The 16,818-nt window shown below is 71.5% G+C and carries 14 protein-coding genes; 3 read left to right on the top strand and 11 right to left on the bottom strand.

Going from position 1 to position 16,818, the window contains the following annotated elements; genetic code table 11:
• Positions 1-120: 120 nt before the first annotated feature.
• From ORG17_RS02715 to ORG17_RS02705, 3 genes are read right to left on the bottom strand one after another with little or no spacing between them, the layout of a single operon-like run.
• Entirely contained in the window at positions 121-1,587 is a 1,467-nt protein-coding gene (locus ORG17_RS02715; RefSeq protein ID WP_214526676.1) for a sugar transferase, read from the bottom strand.
• Positions 1,588-1,600: 13 nt separating this feature from the next.
• On the bottom strand, positions 1,601-2,548 hold the full coding sequence (locus tag ORG17_RS02710) for a beta propeller repeat protein (protein ID WP_214526675.1): 948 nt from the start codon (positions 2,546-2,548) through the stop codon (positions 1,601-1,603).
• A gap of 14 nt (positions 2,549-2,562) precedes the next feature.
• Positions 2,563-4,014 carry a tyrosine-protein kinase domain-containing protein gene (locus tag ORG17_RS02705; protein ID WP_214526674.1) on the bottom strand — a complete coding sequence of 484 codons (1,452 nt, stop codon included), beginning with the start codon at positions 4,012-4,014 and terminating at the stop codon, positions 2,563-2,565.
• Positions 4,015-4,166: 152 nt separating this feature from the next.
• On the opposite strand from ORG17_RS02705, the gene ORG17_RS02700 reads away from it, so the two are divergent.
• Entirely contained in the window at positions 4,167-4,889 is a 723-nt protein-coding gene (locus tag ORG17_RS02700; RefSeq protein ID WP_214526673.1) for a CPBP family glutamic-type intramembrane protease, read from the top strand.
• 74 nt (positions 4,890-4,963) lie between these two features.
• Positions 4,964-6,247 carry a PP2C family protein-serine/threonine phosphatase gene (locus ORG17_RS02695; protein ID WP_214526672.1) on the top strand — a complete coding sequence of 428 codons (1,284 nt, stop codon included), beginning with the start codon at positions 4,964-4,966 and terminating at the stop codon, positions 6,245-6,247.
• Positions 6,248-6,483: 236 nt separating this feature from the next.
• Here ORG17_RS02695 and ORG17_RS02690 read toward each other — a convergent pair whose 3' ends face one another.
• The 6 genes from ORG17_RS02690 to ORG17_RS02665 form a co-directional block, all read right to left on the bottom strand.
• Positions 6,484-7,122 (bottom strand): TetR/AcrR family transcriptional regulator, encoded by a 639-nt coding sequence (locus tag ORG17_RS02690; RefSeq protein ID WP_214526671.1) that lies wholly within the window; start codon positions 7,120-7,122, stop codon positions 6,484-6,486.
• 72 nt (positions 7,123-7,194) lie between these two features.
• Positions 7,195-7,866 carry a response regulator gene (locus ORG17_RS02685; RefSeq protein WP_071248459.1) on the bottom strand — a complete coding sequence of 224 codons (672 nt, stop codon included), beginning with the start codon at positions 7,864-7,866 and terminating at the stop codon, positions 7,195-7,197.
• A complete protein-coding gene (locus tag ORG17_RS02680; protein WP_214526670.1) occupies positions 7,863-9,203 on the bottom strand; it encodes a sensor histidine kinase in 1,341 nt (446 codons plus the stop codon). The genes ORG17_RS02685 and ORG17_RS02680 overlap by 4 nt, the downstream gene beginning before the upstream one ends.
• On the bottom strand, positions 9,190-10,164 hold the full coding sequence (locus ORG17_RS02675) for a CPBP family intramembrane glutamic endopeptidase (protein ID WP_214526669.1): 975 nt from the start codon (positions 10,162-10,164) through the stop codon (positions 9,190-9,192). The genes ORG17_RS02680 and ORG17_RS02675 overlap by 14 nt, the downstream gene beginning before the upstream one ends.
• 290 nt (positions 10,165-10,454) lie before the next feature.
• Complete coding sequence (locus ORG17_RS02670) at positions 10,455-11,012, bottom strand: arsenate reductase/protein-tyrosine-phosphatase family protein (RefSeq protein ID WP_232750456.1); 558 nt, start codon at positions 11,010-11,012, stop codon at positions 10,455-10,457.
• Between the two features lie 2 nt (positions 11,013-11,014).
• Positions 11,015-12,349, bottom strand: coding sequence for an adenylosuccinate synthase (locus ORG17_RS02665; protein ID WP_110858789.1), 1,335 nt, complete (start codon positions 12,347-12,349; stop codon positions 11,015-11,017).
• A 238-nt stretch (positions 12,350-12,587) separates the two neighbouring features.
• On the opposite strand from ORG17_RS02665, the gene ORG17_RS02660 reads away from it, so the two are divergent.
• Complete coding sequence (locus ORG17_RS02660; protein WP_071248465.1) at positions 12,588-12,761, top strand: antitoxin; 174 nt, start codon at positions 12,588-12,590, stop codon at positions 12,759-12,761.
• Between the two features lie 104 nt (positions 12,762-12,865).
• Here the strand turns inward: ORG17_RS02660 and ORG17_RS02655 are convergent, their stop codons facing one another.
• Together ORG17_RS02655 and ORG17_RS02650 are read right to left on the bottom strand one after the other, a co-directional pair.
• Positions 12,866-13,030, bottom strand: coding sequence for a hypothetical protein (locus ORG17_RS02655; RefSeq protein WP_156155336.1), 165 nt, complete (start codon positions 13,028-13,030; stop codon positions 12,866-12,868).
• A 143-nt stretch (positions 13,031-13,173) separates the two neighbouring features.
• Complete coding sequence (locus ORG17_RS02650; RefSeq protein ID WP_214526667.1) at positions 13,174-16,668, bottom strand: S8 family serine peptidase; 3,495 nt, start codon at positions 16,666-16,668, stop codon at positions 13,174-13,176.
• Between the last annotated feature and the right edge of the window lie 150 nt (positions 16,669-16,818).

Genomic DNA, 16,818 nt, shown 5'->3' with positions numbered 1-16,818 from the left:
GAGGACTTCCGGACTTGGGACCGCGACCAGCGGCACGCCTGCCGCACGGACCGTCGGGAGGGCGATCACGGCGTCGCGGATTCCGGGCTCCGCCCCGTCAGGATTGCTGTGAGCGGTCATCTAGTACGCACCTCGGCTGGTCGCGATGGCCTTGAACGTCTTCCAGAGGATGAGGAGGTCGGCCACGATCGACCAGTTCTCCACGTAGAACAGATCCAGCCGCACCGAGTCCTCCCACGACAGATCGGATCGACCGCTCACCTGCCACAGCCCCGTCATCCCCGGCTTCACCAAGAAGCGACGGTGGACATGGGTGTCGTAGCGGGCGACCTCCCGCGAGAGCGGCGGCCGGGGTCCGACGAGGGACATGCTGCCGGCCAGGACGTTGAACAGCTGCGGCACTTCGTCGAGGCTGTAGCGGCGCATGAACCCGCCGACCCGGGTGACCCGGGGGTCGTTCCGCATCTTGAACAGGACGTCGTTGCCCTCGGCCCGGTCGAGCGCACTGAGCTCCTGCAGGCGTTCCTCGGCGTCGACGACCATCGAGCGGAACTTGATCATCCGGAAGGTGCTGCCGTTCAGCCCGACGCGCTCCTGCCGGAAGAAGACCGGACCGGTCGAGGTGGTCTTCACCAGCACGGCCAGCACGAGGAGCAGCGGCGACAGGACGACGACGAGCAGCCCCGCGCCGAGCAGGTCGAAGGCGCGCTTCGTGTAGAGCTTGCGGCCCGAGTACGTCGGCGTCTCGACGTGGATGAGCGGCAGGCCCTGCACCGGCCGGGTGTGGATGCGGGGACCACCGATGTCGGTCAGGCTCGGCGCGACCACCAGGTGCTGCCGACCCGGCTCGAGCGACCAGCTGAGTTCCCGGACGCGCTCCGGCGGCAGGTCGTCGGAACTCGTGATCACGACGGTGTCGGCACCGGTCTCGCGCAGCGCGGAGCCGACGTCGTCGAAGCCGCCGTGGCTCTGGATGGTCGACCCGGCCAGCAGACCGCGGTGGTTCGTCGACACGACGGCGCCGACCACGCGGTAGCCGGCTTCGGGGGAACGCGCGAGTTCGCGGCCGATGTGCAGCACGCTGGCCGGCGACCCGACGAGCAGCACCGTCGCCGAGTAGGCGCCCTGCTGACGCTGGGCGACGAGCCACTGGCGCCAGATCCACCGGGACAGCAGGAGGACGAGGATCCCGATCGGGAACGCGATGAGCACGTAGCCGCGGGCCAGGTCGACGTGCAGCAGGAACGCCGCGATCGCGAGCAGGCCGAACACGCGGACGCTGGAGTCCGCGACCAGGCGGTACTCGGTGCTGCCGACGCCGATCACCCGCGCGCCGCGGGTGTCGTACAGGGCGAGTGCGCTCATCCACACGACGATCACCACGATGGAGATCGCGGAGTAGCTCAGTCGCAGGTCGGCGGTGTTCGTGGCCAGGTTCGACTCGAGTCCGAGCCAGGCGATCTGCACGCCGAAGACGACCCAGATCAGGGCCAGCAGGTCGGTGAAGAGCACACGGCGTGAGTACGTGCGGCTCCACTCGTCGGTGGCTCCGAGGGCGCGCGGTGCGCGGAGCGCGTCCGCCGTCACGAGGACGCCCCGGTCACCACGTCGCCCCGCCGTCCGACGAGACCCGCACGGTCGTGCCGTCCCACAGCCACACGTCCTGGCCGGCGCGGTCGATGGTGACGGTGTTGTCCGTGTCCGCGCCGTCAGCGCAACCGACAGGCGTGACGGGGGTGCTCGGCGTCACCCCGGCGGCGGGCATCGTCACGAGCTGCACGCCGTCGCACGACGCGACCCCCACGCGGGCCAGCGTGTAGTCGCTGCCGTCGACGGCGATCGAGCGCACGCCACCCATCGGCACGTCGACCCAGGCTTCCTCACCGGTGCGCCACTCGAGTTGGCCGTCGCAGATGACGACCGCGGTCTGCTGCCCCTGGAACGCCTCGATCGGGTCGGCGCACGGCGCCTGGACGGTCCCCTTCGAGAGCACCACGCCGTCGGCGCTGATGCCGGCACCGGCGGCGCCGGGCGCCCCGGCTTCCCACGTCACGCCGGCGTCGGCGCTGGTCCGCGCCGTCGTGGTGCAGTCGTCGCCGACACCTGCCAGGATCGAGAGCTCCGCACTGGAGGCCCGGATCGCCATGAGCGCTCCGACATCCGTCCCGAGTCCCACCGGGACCCACGTCGCCCCGCCGTCCACGGAGTGTTCCAGCACCGGCCGCGGGCCGCCGCACGACCCACCGGACGCGCGCCACGCCTCCTGGCCGTCGACCGCTGCCAACAGGCGGCGACCCTGCTGCTTGGTCGCAGTGGCGTCTGCGTCCGCAGACGCACTCGGCTTCGGTGTCTCGCTCGAATCCGGTGCCTGCGAGAAGGTCGGGATCGGACCTGCCGGTCCGTTCTGTTCGGGCGCAGTGCGGCCCAGGGCGAGCGCGACGAGCACCACGTCGACGACGATCAGCGCCACCACCACGACGGCCACCAGGATGAACGTGGTCCGGGGCAGTGCGCGGCCGAGGCTTCGGGTCCCCCGGCGATTCTTCATCTGATCGGCCCCGTTCAGCGTCCGGCGCGGCGGAGCACGCCCAGCTTCTTGCCGGCACGCTTCGGCGGGTGTGTCGACGTGGTCACGGTGTTGTCGTCCTCGTCGTGGCCGTAGCTGTAGCCGTAGCCGTAGCGGCCGTGGCCGTAGGCGCCCGGGCCCTTCAGCGGCATCTTCGTCAGGACGAAGCCGGAGACCGGGGCGCCGACGTTCTCGAGGGTGGCGACGGCCGCGGCGAGCTGGCCCTTCAGCGTCTGCCCCGAGGCGACCGCGACGATCGCGCCGGAGGCCTTCTTGGCCAGGATCGCCGCGTCGGTGACGGGCAGCAGCGGCGGGGCGTCGAACAGGACGTAGTCGAACTGCTGCTCGAGCAGGTCGATCAGGTCCTGCATCGCGCGCGAGCCGAGCAGCTCGGACGGGTTCGGCGGGATCTGACCGGCGGGCAGGATGACGAGCTTGCCGCGTCCCCACGGGTGGGCCACGTCCTCCAGGTCGGCGCGGCCGATCAGCACGTCGGTCAGACCGGCGTTGCTCTCGACGTCCATGTACTCGGCGACGCGGGGGCGGCGCAGGTCGGCGTCGATCAGGATGACGCGGAACCCGGCGCTGTCCAGGGCGATCGCCAGGTTCGCGACGGTGGTGCTCTTGCCCTCGGACTGCATCGACGACGTCATGACGAAGGTGCGGGCACCGGTGCCGATGTCCAGGAACTGCAGGTTGGTGCGGAGCGTGCGGAACGACTCGGCGCGGGGGCTGCGCGGGTCCACCTGCACGATGAGCGGGCGCTCGGCGGCCTTGGCGTCGAAGGCGATCCCGCCGACGACCGGCTTGTCGCTGATCTTCTCGACGTCGAGCTCGGTGCGGATCCGGTTGTCCAGGGTCTGTCGCAGGACGGCGATGCCGACACCGAGGGCGAGCCCGACGAGCAGCCCGAGCGCGACGTTGACGGGGACGTTCGGGCTGACCGGCGTGCTCGGAACGTCGGCCTGCTTCACGCGGGTGAGCTTGACCGTGCTCTTGCCGCTCGCGTCCGTGGCCTCGATGTCCTGCACGACGTTCGTCAGGCTCTGCGAGGTCGCGTTCGCGATGTTCGCGGCCTGCACCGGATCGGTGCCCTCGACCGAGATGGCGATGAGGGTGGTGCTCGTCGGCGCCGTCGCCGACACCATGGTCGCGAGCTGGTCCGCGTTCATGTCGAGCTTGAGCGACGAGATGACCGGCAGCAGCACGATCGGCGTCGACACCAGGTTCGAGTACGTCAGCACCCGCTGCTGGGTGAACGTGTTGCCCTGGGCCAGGTCGCTGGCGCTGCCGGACGTCTCCGTGGAGACGAAGACCTGCGCCGATGCCGAGTAGACCGGCTTCTTCAGCAGGGAGAACCCTGCGGCTGCGGCCACTCCCACCAGGGCGAGTACGACGATCAGCACCCATCCCTTGCGGAGCACCGTGATGTAGTCGCGGAGTTCCACGCCTTTGCCTTCCCCGATCATGGCCGTCCCCGTGGTCCCGACACAGGCACGCCGGGGTACTCCCAGCGCACGGCATACAAATAGTGCCACAGGAACGAGCACTGCTCGGGGGAAGTCGCCATCCGGCGCGCGGTGTCCTCTACGGTGGCCCCATGCGCTCCGAGCCGGCCCAGACCACCACCGAGCCCAGCGTGCGGCGACAGCGCGACCTCATCGTCATCCTGGTCGCACTCGGCGTCGCCGTGATCCTGACCCGGATCGTCGGACAGGTCACCCGGACTGGGGGCATCCCCTCGCCGGTCCTGCAGGTGCTCGCCGCGGACGCCGCCGTGTGGGTGCCGCTCGTCGTCGCGGCCGCCGTGGTGCTCCGTCGGACCCCGCGTTCGGCGATGGTGTCGCGGCTGCGGCTCGACCTGGGGATCGTGGTCTTCGCGATCGGCATCGTGATCGTGTGCCGCGCGGTGGACGTGTTCCTGTCGATCGCGTTCACGGGGTCGACCGGGCTCGTCCCGGCACCGACGCTCGGCACGCCCGACGTCGGGCTGCTGCTCGTGTCGGCGATCGGCATCGTCGTCGTCAGCCCGGTGCTCGAAGAAGTTGTGTTCCGCGGGCTGTTCCAGCGCCGGCTCGCCGCCGAGCTCACGCCCCGCACCCGGTTCCTCGCGGTGCTGGTCACGGCGCTCCTGTTCGCGCTGCTGCACCTGCTGCTCGGTGCGGGTGGCACGTCGCTCGGCGGGTTCCAGGTGTTCGTGACGACGTTCCTGCTCGGCCTGCTCACCGGCACGCTCGTCGCGATGACCGACCGCATCGGCGGCGCGATCCTGGCGCACGTGCTGTTCAACACGGTCGCGGTCGTCGCCACCTGGCCGCGCTGAGCGGCCAGGGCTGCGTCCCCAGATGGGGTCAGGGGCGGTCGCTCAGCAGCCCGGACCACTAACCTGCACTGAGCATGACTCGCCCAACCAGCATCGTCGACAACCCTCTCGTCCGTCAGGCTCCGATCAGCGGCCTGTTGGCGCTGTCGGCGTTCCTGAGCGTCGTGATGCCGACGCTGGCGATCACCCAGCACCACCTGTTCGTCGCGAGCGTGGTCGGCGTGGTGGTCGCGACGCTGATGAGCGCGATCCCCACGCTCGTGCGCAGCGCGGCCTGGGTGGTGCCGGTCCTGCTCACCGTCGACTTCCTGACGATCGCACTGCTGCGTACCGGGACGGGCTCCGGCTCCTCGCTGTTCACCGCGATCGTGGTGCTCCCGGTGGTCTGGTGGGCGTCGCTCGAGGGCCGTCGCACCGTGCTCTTCGCGATCGCGGGCATCGTGCTCGTGATCCTCGCGCCCTACGTCCTGACCCCGTCCGACGCGCCCGGCGCGAGTGAACTCGTCCGCCTGGGCATCCTCGTCGTCGTGTTCGGCACCGTCGCCGTCGTCGTGCACGAGCTCTCCCGTCGCTCGCGCCTGAACCTGCGGTCGGCCGAAGCGCGCGAGGGCAAGGTCCGCGCCGAGATCGACCGGGCAGCGGCGGTGCAGCGGTCCCTGCTCCCGACGACGACCGGCCGCATCACCGAGGACGTCGTCGTCGCCGGTGCCTGCCTGCCGGCCCGGAGCGTCGGTGGCGACTTCTTCGACTGGTACCCGACGCCGACCGGCGTGGCGGTGAGCCTCGGTGACGTCATGGGCAAGGGCGTCGGCGCGGGGCTGATCGCGGCCGCGGTGCGCGCGACCCTGCGCAGCGCCCGGACCGTCGAGGACCCCGGCGAGGCACTGAAGCGGGCCTCCGACGGGCTGACCGCCGAAGGTGTCGGGCCCGACCTCGCCTTCACCACACTGTTCCACGCCCGGATCTCCGACGACGGCAGCCTCCAGTGGGCCGACGCCGGGCACGGGCTGAGCTTCGTCCTGCGCGCCGACGGGCACGTCGACCGGCTCCGGTCGGGCGACATGCCGCTCGGGCTCGGCATCCGCGAGGAGTGGGCGACGACCCAGGGTGCCCTCGAACCGGGTGACCTGCTCGTCTCGTTCAGCGACGGCGTGCTCGACCTGTACGACGACCTCGACGACACGATCGAGTCCGTCGCCGCCATCGCCCGCGCCGGCCGCGACCCGCACGCGGTCGTCCTCGCGCTCTCGGCCCGCGCCGACGAGGTGCCGCACGACGACGACGTCACGGTGATCGCCATCCGCCGGCAGCCCGTCGAGGTGGACACGGAGCGACCGCTCGCGATGCACGCCGACTGACGGCGCAGAACGAGTGCACGGCGACCGACGGCGCGGAACGAACGCACGCCCACGGACGGCCCGGAACGAGCGCACGGCGACCGGCGGCGCTGAACGAACGCCGGCCTGCCGGGATTGGTACGCGCCGCCGCTCGAACCCGAATCGTGCGGCGACGCGTGCAGACGGTGAGCGTCTGCCCTCGGACGCCCTAGCGTCCTCGGTCTGTTGGGGGCGGCCCGACGGGCCACCCGGAGGGTCAACCGACCCGGTCGAGGTCCCAGAGGGGCGGCACGTACGCGCGGGACCAGCCCTCGCGCAGGCGCGTCACGGCACGGTCGAAGGCCTCGAGCAGGTCCATCTCCGGCCGCACCATGGACTGCAGCTGCAGTCCCTCGTAGGTCGCGAGCAGCTGCTCCGAACCGCGCGCCGGCTCCATCGTGCCCGGCTCCCGGCCGAGCAGGACGTCGCGCTCCAGGGCGTGCTGCACGAAGGCGTGGAACCGTCGCCACCGGACGTGCAGCATCGGCGCGAGCGGGTGCTCGGGCGACGCCGCGATGTTCAGCGTCGCCGTCAGGAACCGCATGAGCGACGGGTCGGCCACGTTCGCGGTGACGATCGCGCGCAGGAACCGGATGGTGCCGTGCTGCTCGGCCAGGGGCATGAGCGGGACGGTGCGCTCCTCGTTCCACCGGTCGATGGTCGCGAGCAGCAGACCGTCCCAGCTCGGGAACGTCCGGGCGACGACCTCGGTGTCCACACCGGCCGCAGCCGCGACGACCTCGGGGGTCACCTCGTGCAGCGGACGGGAACGCAACGCCGTGATCATCCCGTGGATGACCTCACCCCGCAGGGAGGTGTCGTCGGAGGTGATGACCGGCGGCGTTTCGATGTGCATGCATACACTGCACCAGCCCGGAGTGACCGTGCACAGTCCCCCGAACGGGAACGTGCGTTCCCCGGACAGCCCCTACGGCTGGTCCGGCACCGTCACGATCCGGTTCTGGTACGCCCACACCACGGCCTGCAGCCGCGATCGCACCCCGAGCTTCGGCAGCATCCGCGCCAGGTGCGACTTGACGGTCGACACCTCGAGCACGAGCGCAGCGGCGATCTCCTCGTTCGACATCCCCTGTGCCAGCAGCAGGAGCACCTCGCGCTCGCGGGCGGTCAGCACGCCGTCGGCCCGGTCGCCGGAGACCGGCTGCAGGCTCCGCCGTGACACGAACTCCCGCAGCACCCGCCGGGTCAGCGCCTGGTCGAGCGTGCCGTTGCCGGCGGCGACCTGTCGCACGGCGTCGACGATGGTGTCCGGCTCGGCGTCCTTGAGCAGGAACCCGGACGCACCGGCCTCGAGCGCCCCGAACACGTAGTCGTCCAGGTCGAACGTCGTCAGCATGAGCGCGGGGATCGCCGGATCGGCGTCCGGAGCGCAGAAGATCCGGGCGAGCTCGATGCCGTTCATCACCGGCATCCGGATGTCCAGGCAGGCGACGTCGGGTCGCGTCTCGCGCGCCAGCGCGAGCGCCTCGCCGCCGTCGGCGGCCACGCCGACCACCTCGATGTCCGGCTCCGCGCCGAGGAGCGCGGACACCCCGGCGCGGACCAGGGGCTGGTCGTCCGCGACCAGCACGCGGATCACGCGACCACCCCGGTGCCGTCGGCGGCCTGCGCGGGTGCGGCAGGTGCCTCCCGGCCGAGCGCCAGCTCCACCAGCCATCCGCCGGTCGCGGTCGGGCCGGTCTGGAGGCGCGCCCCGACCAGGTCCGCCCGCTCGCGCATCCCCCGCAGGCCGTTGCCGCCCGAGGGAGAGGTCCCCGCTGCCGGGACGGTGGCGGGTGCGTTCTCCACCCGGATCACCACCCGGGTCGCGTCACGGTCGTCGATGGTGACGGTGCACGGGGCGGACGGGGCGTGCAGGGCGGCGTTGGCGAGTGCCTCCTGGACGGTGCGGTAGGCGGCGAGCTGCGCGAGCGGGCCGACGCCGTCGGCCAGCGGGCGGTCACCCGGCAGCACGTCGAGTCGGACGTCACTGCGGAACCGGGCGCGTTCGGCCAGGTCGACGATGCCGGCGACCGTCTCGACGGCGCGCTCGGCTGGGGCGTCGTCGCGGAGCAGGCCGACCAGGCGGCGGAGGTCCTCGAGCACGGCGGTGCTCTGCTCCCGGACCTGGCGGGCACCCTCGTGGGCACGCTCCGGGTCCGCGTCGATCTGCCGGTCGATGACGGCGGCCATCAGCGCGATGCCGGACAGGTGGTGCGCGGCGATGTCGTGGAGCTCACGGGCCATCGCGGCGCGTTCGCGGGACACCGCGGCGTCGACCAGAGCGTCCTGCTCACGGTTCACAGCGCTGGCCTCGGCGGTGCGGGCGACGCGGACCTCGCGGCGGGACTGCACCAGCAGGGTGACCAGCAGGGGCAGGCCGACGGCACCGATCGCCTGCAGCACGCCCTGCCCGAGCGAGCCGGCCAGGCCCGTCGAGAAGTCACCGCGGAACGCACCACCGGCGACGGCGGACAGCACCGCGCTGCCGGCGGCGACGAGCGCCCCGGCGACCAGGAGCGTCGGCCACAGGCGGGCCAGCGGGACACGGAGTGCTGCGAGGACGACGGCGACGACCACGGGCAGTGCGGTGAGGCCGAACACGTCGAACGACTCCGGGGCGAGCGCCGCGACCACCACCGGCAGGGCGGCGACCACGATCAGCACGGTGCGCGGTGCCCGACGGGCGGCGAGCAGGGCGGCCGACTGGACCAGCAGGCCGAGGGCCAGGACGCTCCACGCCAGGGTGAACGGTGCTGGCGCCCGCAGCGCCAGGGCGGCACCGTCGGGCTCGAGGGCGTCCAGGGGCGGCAGGCCGAGCAGCAGCCCGAGGGCGACGACGGCCGTGCCGAGGGCGACGACGACGTCGACGCGGCGGGCGCGCTGTGCTGCCGGCTCGGCCGGTGCGCGCAGCGCGTCGTGCTCAGCGGGTGCCATCGTTGGATCCTACGAGGCGGGCGTGGGTGGGGACCGGTGCGTCGAGGGGCAGGGCGCGTCGGGCGGGGTCGTAGCCCAGGCGGCCACGGGTCGCGACGAGGAGCACCGCGGCGGCGATCGTCGACATGATGGTCAGGCCGATCATCAGCGTGCCGGCGGTCATGCTCGGGTACATCTCGGGGAAGAGCGTCGAGATCGTGTTGTTCACGCCGACGTGCAGCAGCAGGGCCAGGGGCAGGCTCTCGCGGGTCTTGTTGAACACCTGGATCATCACGACGTTGAAGGTGATGGTGAACAGGGCGAACACGACGGGCTCGCTCCAGTGCGCGTTCGGCCAGCCGCCCCAGTCGCTGAAGTACAGCGGCATGTGCCAGAGCGCCCAGATCGGGCCGAGGATCGCGGCGGCGCCCAGGCCCCCGAAGCGGTGCTGCAGGCGGGGCAGGGCGAAGTCGCGCCAGCCGGGCTCCTCGCTCAGGCCGGTCGAGAACAGCTGGATGACCAGCCCGGGCACGAGCATGGCGAAGGCCAGGGCCGAGGGGGCCCGCACGTCACCACCGGCGAACGGCAGCGCGGACACGACGATCAGGGCCGGCACGACGACGAGCGCCAGCGCGTACCAGTACCAGGCGACCCGCCAGCGGAACAGCCGTCCGACCCAGCGGCGGAGCCCCGCGCGACCGTCGGCGACCGCGGTGACGATGAACGCGCTGCCCAGCGGGCCGAGGAGCGCCCCGGGCAGGACGCCCGTGAACTGAGCGCTGCCCAGGACCTCGGGGAAGTGGATGTCCCAGACGCCCATGCCGTGCGGCGACAGGATGTACGGCACCCACGCGAGCCAGCTCAGGCCGAGTGCCATGGTGAAGAAGGACACGAGCGGGTGCCGGGCGATGAGGCCGCGGACACCCCCTCGGTCGCGGGCTGCGGTGCCGGCGGTGGGCCGGACTTCGGTGGTGTTCGTCATGTACACGACGCTAGGAACCAGCGCGCTCGGGGACGACCGGCTTCGGGATGCACCTGCGGGAGTTCCATCGAAGGATGCAAGAGCCGTTCGGGCCGTGCTTCGCCTGGGTGATGAACACGCCGTCGTCATCGCTCGACGCCCCGTCGTGCTCGAGACGCCGCAGTATTCGGAGGCGTCTCATGCGCTCGGCGGCGTCGGGGGAAGACACCGGCGTCCCGAGCGGCGCACTCGCGCCCGGACGGACGCCAGGCCCGGTGCCAGCTGACACCGGGCCTGGCGTCCGTCAGTGGTCAGACCACGGCGCGCAACGCGTCCGCGATGCCCGTCAGCGCCACGTCGAGCTCGTCGGCGACGCGCTGGTGGGTCGCCGTCGAGCGACGGTAGGGGTCGTCCACGTCGTCGTCGGCCGGGTCGGCGGGCGGCGGGACGGTGCCGCGCAGCCGGGCGACGCGTTCCACGAGCTGCTGCGGGGTCGTCACGTCGGCCAGGTCACCGGGCTCGAGGCCGGCGAGCACCCGCGCGAACTGCTTGATCGTGAACGTCCGTTTGGACGCCCGGGGCGCCAGGGAGACGGCGGCTGCGCGGTGCGATCGCTCAGCGGTCAGCACCAGGTCGGCCCGCCCGACGATCTCGGCCGTCAGGTACCGCGACCGGTGGGCCGAGGGATCGCCGCCGAGCCGCACGGACTGCTCGGCCGCGGCGGCGTCCATCGGGGCGCCGTCGTCGGCGATGGTGCCGGCCGACTCGACCACGAACGCCGGAGCGTCGGGGCCGAGCCGTGCCGTCAGGACCTGCGCGCCGAGCGGGGACCGGCAGATGTTGCCGCTGCAGACGAACAGGATCCGCATCGTCACGCTGCGTCGGTGCGTTCGCCGGCGCGCTCGTCGGCACGTTCGTCAGCACCGAGCAGGTCGTGCCGCACGACGATGGCGTCACGGCCGGGGCCGACACCGATCGCGGAGATCCGTGCGCCGGACATCGCCTCGATGGCCAGGACGTAGTCCTGTGCGTTCTTCGGCAGGTCGTCGAAGGTGCGGGCTCCGGTGATGTCCTCGGTCCAGCCGGGGAACTCCTGGTACACCGGCTTCGCGTGGTGGAAGTCGGACTGGTTGACCGGGACCTCGTCGACACGGACGCCGTCGACCTCGTACGCGACGCACACCGGGATCGTCTCGAGCCCGGTCAGGACGTCGAGCTTGGTGAGCACGAAGTCGGTCACACCGTTGATGCGTGCCGTGTAGCGGGCGATCGGGGCGTCGTACCAGCCACAGCGGCGCGGGCGGCCGGTGGTGGTGCCGAACTCGAAGCCGTTGGCGCGCAGGAACTCGCCCGACTCGTCGAACAGCTCGGTCGGGAACGGACCGGCGCCGACGCGGGTCGTGTACGCCTTGACGATGCCGATGATCCGCTCGAGCTTGCCCGGGCCGATGCCGGAACCGGTCGCGGCGCCACCGGCGGTCGCGGACGACGAGGTGACGAACGGGTACGTGCCGTGGTCGACGTCGAGCATCGTGGCCTGGCCGGCTTCGAACAGGACGGTCTCGCCACGCTCCAGGGCACGGTGGATCTCGAGGGCGGTGTCGGCGACCATCGGGCGCAGGCGCTCGGCGAACGAGAGCAGCGACTCGACGACTTCTTCGGGGTCGATCGCGCGGCGGTTGAAGACCTTGACCAGCAGGTGGTTCTTCTGGTCGAGCGCCGCCTCGACCTTCTGGCGCAGGATGTTCTCGTCGAAGATGTCCTGGATCCGGATGCCGACGCGGTTGATCTTGTCGGCGTAGGTCGGGCCGATGCCGCGACCAGTGGTGCCGATCTGGCGCTTGCCCAGGAACCGCTCGGTCACCTTGTCGACGGTGCGGTGGTAGTGCGTGATGACGTGGGCGTTGGCCGACACGAGCAGCTTCGAGACGTCGACGCCGCGGGCGCGCAGGGCGTCGAGCTCCTGGAACAGCACCTCGAGGTCGACGACGACGCCGTTGCCGATGATCGGGGTCACGCCGGGCGTCAGGATGCCGGAGGGCAGCAGGTGCAGCGCGTACTTCTCGCCGCCGACGACGACGGTGTGGCCGGCGTTGTTGCCGCCGTTGAACTTCACGACGTAGTCGATGCGGGAGCCGAGGAGGTCGGTGGCCTTCCCCTTGCCCTCGTCGCCCCACTGGGCGCCGATGATGACTGCTGCGGGCATCTGGTTCTCCTCACGTTGGCGGAGGACCGCACACGGCCGTCCGGGCCGGTGGTCCACCCGAGTCTATCGGCTGGTCACCTGCGCGTCACCCGCTGTGACGCCCTGTGGACGGTGGGCCACTTGTCCACATCCGGCGCAGCTGGGTGTCCGTCCGGATCGGTCGGAGCACGGTCGGACCCGTCCAGATCGGTCGGAGCACGGTCGGACCCGTCCAGATCCACCAGGGAAGGAGCACGACATGAGCGGCATCGGAGACAAGGCGAAGGACTTCGCCGACAGCGACAAGGGCGAGAAGGCCACGGACGCCGGCCTCGACAAGGCGGGCGACGCGGCCGACAAGGCGACCGGCGGCGGGCACGGCGACCAGATCGGCAAGGCCGAGGACGCGGCCGACGGCAAGATCGGCAAGTGACGTCCGAGACGCCACCGACGTACAGACGGGAGGCGCGGTGCCAGCTGGCACCGCGCCTCCCGTCTGTCGGTCGGTGCGTCCCGGATCACCCGGCCGACCCCGGATCAGCTCCGGAAGAAGTCCTGGTACGACGGGTCACCGACGGGCTGGGAGTGCCCGGGCTCGGCCAGGCGCTGCTCGATCATGGCCTGGATGACGTCCGGCGGAGTGAGTCCACGACGGCGCCACTCGACCGGGTTGGACCGGAGCTGGTTCAGCGTGCTCTGCATGGGAGCAACACTGGCACCACGTAACTAGTTTGCCTAACTACCTGTCCTGTACACGCACCGGCGAGACGTGACTCCTGCACGAACAAGAGGTGCCGAGCCCGATCCGGGCCCGGCACCTCCTGGTCACCGTGTCGAACGGCGGATCAGCGCGCCACCTTGGCGGTCGGCGTCGACGTCGCCGTGCCGTCCTGGTAGCCCGTCGCCTTCGCGACGACCGTCACCGAGATCCGGTGCCCCGCGTCCGCGGAGCCGAGCGTGTACGACGAACCCGTGGCGTTCGTCACGGCCTTGCCGTCGCGCAGCCACCGGTACGAGTAGGTGACGCCCGTGCCGTCCCACTTGCCGTGGCCCGCCTTGAGCTTCGACCCGACCTTCGGCGTGCCGGCGATCGACACCCCGCTGCCCTTCTGGAGCTGCAGGGTCGGAGCCACCCAGGTCGCGGCGACACTCTGTGCCTGGCTGCCGACCGCGTTGCCGAGGTGGAGCAGCAGGACCCGGGCACTCGCGACACCGGGCGACCGCGTGACCTGGAGCGAGCCCCGGTCGGCGAAGACGACACCCGTCGACGAGCCCTGTGCGAAGGCCAGGGGCGGCTTCGCCGGGTTGAAGGCCACCGCGGTGGTCTCGTCCACGATCGACGAACCGCTCGTGGCCGCGGCCGGAGCGTAGGCCGACTCGGTCAGGACCGAGTACGTGAACGTCGACGTCGCACCGATCAGCGCGGCATCCACCGTCAGCACCTTCACCGTGCTGTCGAAGGTGTTGACGTCCTGGCCGGGCGCACCGCCATTGAGGGGCTGCGCGTCCACGGTCTTGCCGGTCGCGAGGTCCACCGTCGTGGCGAGGGTGGCGTCGATGGTCGCCGACTTCGCGTCGTAGACCAGGTAGTCCGGCTCACCGTCGCGGTCCGTGTCGATCAGCACCTCGACGTTGGTCACGGCGCCGGGGTTGGCGTCGGGTCCCGCGGTCTGGATGCCGAACGCCAGCGTGCCGGAGGCCTTGTCGAAGCTCGCCCCGTAGGCCCGGACGTCCGCTGCCCGGAGCGACTGCGACGCCGAACCCTCCGCGAACGTCTCCTGGGGGTCCGTCCCGCCGAGCACGAACGGCGCGACCGCCGCGTGGTACCCCGTCGTCGCCGCCCCCTGGTCGACCACCCGGCCACGAAGCGGCAGGTCGGCGGCCTTCTGGGAGCCGGTGTACGTGATGCCCGCGCCGCGGACGGCGCTCACGGGCTTCGGCGCGACGTACGTGCCAACCCGCAGCGGATCGGTCGTGGTGTCGGTCGGGGTGAAGGTGACGAGCCCGGTGGCCGCCGCGACGAACTCGCGCTGGTACCCCTTCTGGACCAACTCCTGGGTGGGGTCGATGACCCGGCGGAGGGCCGTCGGGTCGGCGATCGTGAACGTCAGGTCCACGACGGCACCCCGGCCCGGCTGGACCGTGACGCGCTTGGTGCTGAGCGAGAACGCCACACCCGGCTGGGACACCCGCGGCTGGTAGGCCACGTCGTAGGTGTGCGCGGTCGAGCTGGTGTTCTCGACGAGCAGAGACCGGGTCTCGCTGGTCTTCTCGGCGACCTCGACGACACCGAACGAGGCGGTGACGAGCTGGCCGTTCTCGACGCTGCGGACCGTGGTGTCCGCCGTGACGGCCTGCAGCGCGTCGACGCGGCCGGTGCCCTGGCGGAGCAGGGTCGCGGTGCCGTCGCCGTCCTTGACGTCGTGCGTCGCCGTGTTCATCAGCGCCGCCTTCACCTGCGGGGCGGACCAGGTCGGGTGCGACTGGAACGTCAGCGCCGCGATGCCCGCGACGTCCGGCGTGGCCATCGAGGTGCCGCTCATCGACATGCGGCCGTCACCGGTGCCGTTGGCCGCCGAGATCACGTTGACCCCGGGGCCGGCGATGTCCGGCTTGACGATGTCGGCGAACGACCCGTGCACGCCACGGCTGGTGAACGACGCGAGCGTGTTCACGGCGTCCGCCTCGAAGGCGACCTCGAAGCCCTTGAGCTCGTCCGCGAAGCGGACGTGCATGGTCCCCGCCTTCGCGGTGGCCTGGAGGCTCGCCACGCTCTTCGCGGTCAGCTCGGCACCCGGGATGGTCGCGTTGCCACCGATGCCGGATTCGAACGTGTCGAGCGTGCCCGCCAGCAGGACGCCGACGCCGCCGGCAGCCTCGACGTTGTTGAAGCGCACGGCGGAACCGCACTCGAGCGCGGCGTCCGTCCACTTCAGCCAGACGACCTTGCCCGCGATCTCCGCGGCGTCAGCGGGGCTGAACGCTGCGCAGCCGTCGATGTTCGTGGTCGGGACGACGACGTCGCCCTCGACGGGCAGGGTGCCCGTGAAGTTGGACGAGTACTGCGAGCGGTAGGTCTTCGCGACGTCGGCCGGCGCGGTGACCTGGACGCCGTCGTAGAGCGACTGGCCGGTGGCGCTCGCGGCGACGGTGAGCGCACCCTCGGCGTTGCCCGGCGAACCACCGATGTCGGTGAAGTCGTCGGCGTTGCCCGAGGCGATCACGGGGAGCACGCCGCGAGCGGTCAGTGCGTCGATCTTGGCGTTGTCGGGGTCGTCCGGTGCGCCGTAGTCGGAGCCGAGCGACAGGTTCAGGACGTTGATGTCCTTGCCCTGGGTGAGCGCCTGGCCCACCCAGTCGAGCGCGGCACCGGTGACGTCGGTCGAGCCGCCGTTGTCGCCGAAGACCTTCAGGGCGTACAGGCCGGCCTCGGGCGCGGTGCCCGGGCCGATCCACATGTCCTGCACCTGCTGCGTCGTGAGCTTGGTGTAGTCGCCGTCGAACCGCTGCTTGTCGGCGGTCAGGCCGTAGCCGGCGATCGAGCCGGACACGTGCGTGCCGTGGTCGCCGCCCTTGCCGTCGATCGGGTTGTCGTCGGGCGCCGGCACCGGGTCGTAGGTGTTCGGGCCCGTCGGGTCGGCGTTGTAGGTCGCACCCGCGAAGTCGTACCCGCCGAGGAACTTCGACGCGTCGTACAGGCTGGGGTCCGGGGCGCCGCCGCTCGCGTTGGCCAGGGCCTGCTGGTACGCCTCGGTGGTGCCGGGGCCGCCGAAGTCGGCCTGCGTGTAGTCGAGACCGGTGTCGAGGACGGCGACGTTGACGTCCTTGCCGGTGTGGCCGGTCTGCTGCCAGGCGTCGAGCGAGCGCGTGTAGACGTCGCTCGCGGCGTTCTTCGGCGTGACGCCGTCGGCACCGGGGCGCACCAGGCTCGGGTCGACGCCCGAGGGAGCGGCGTCGGCGTTCTCGTTGACCGTCGGCTCGACGATCTTCTTCGGCGTGAGCGGGATGATGCTCTCGACGTCGGAGCGCTCCGCGATCTGCCGGAACGCGTCGACGTCGGCGACGACCGCGACTCCCGGGACGGTGTACTCGGTCGAGTAGAGCTCGGCCGCCTGGGCGTCGGCGCGCTTGACGGCCGACCGCACCGCGGCGACGGTCGACTGGATCGCCTCGACGCGGTTCTTGGCTGCGGAGGACTGGGTCCGCGACTTCGTCAGGTCCCCGCCCTTCGCCTTGGCGTCCACTTCGAGGGCACCCTGGCCGGTCGTGCGCACGAACGCGGCGACGGTCTTCGTCGGCTTGGCGTCACGGAGCGGGGCAGAGAGCTTGAGGTCGGCCACCGAGATCCCGGCCGGAGCTGCGGAGGCCGCGCCCCCGACCGCGAGACCGCCACACGCGAGTGCCGCGACGGCGATGCCGGCGGTCAGGACGCGGGTGAAGCGATGGGGTGTTGGGTTCGGGTCGGGAATCGGTGTTGCACGGTTCAAAGA

It is taken from the genome of Curtobacterium flaccumfaciens pv. betae (assembly GCF_026241855.1).
Classification (GTDB): domain Bacteria; phylum Actinomycetota; class Actinomycetes; order Actinomycetales; family Microbacteriaceae; genus Curtobacterium; species Curtobacterium flaccumfaciens.
Note: the sequence above shows the minus strand (reverse complement) of the source record. Positions and strands in the feature narration are given on the sequence as shown.

Coding starts and splice junctions, on each gene's coding strand:
- ORG17_RS02710 (WP_214526675.1), bottom strand. CDS start 2,548: ATGAAGAATCGCCGGGGGACCCGAAGCCTCGGCCGCGCACTGCCCCGG.
- ORG17_RS02700 (WP_214526673.1), top strand. CDS start 4,167: ATGCGCTCCGAGCCGGCCCAGACCACCACCGAGCCCAGCGTGCGGCGA.
- ORG17_RS02695 (WP_214526672.1), top strand. CDS start 4,964: ATGACTCGCCCAACCAGCATCGTCGACAACCCTCTCGTCCGTCAGGCT.
- ORG17_RS02690 (WP_214526671.1), bottom strand. CDS start 7,122: ATGCACATCGAAACGCCGCCGGTCATCACCTCCGACGACACCTCCCTG.
- ORG17_RS02680 (WP_214526670.1), bottom strand. CDS start 9,203: ATGGCACCCGCTGAGCACGACGCGCTGCGCGCACCGGCCGAGCCGGCA.
- ORG17_RS02675 (WP_214526669.1), bottom strand. CDS start 10,164: ATGACGAACACCACCGAAGTCCGGCCCACCGCCGGCACCGCAGCCCGC.
- ORG17_RS02670 (WP_232750456.1), bottom strand. CDS start 11,012: ATGCGGATCCTGTTCGTCTGCAGCGGCAACATCTGCCGGTCCCCGCTC.
- ORG17_RS02665 (WP_110858789.1), bottom strand. CDS start 12,349: ATGCCCGCAGCAGTCATCATCGGCGCCCAGTGGGGCGACGAGGGCAAG.
- ORG17_RS02660 (WP_071248465.1), top strand. CDS start 12,588: ATGAGCGGCATCGGAGACAAGGCGAAGGACTTCGCCGACAGCGACAAG.
- ORG17_RS02655 (WP_156155336.1), bottom strand. CDS start 13,030: ATGCAGAGCACGCTGAACCAGCTCCGGTCCAACCCGGTCGAGTGGCGC.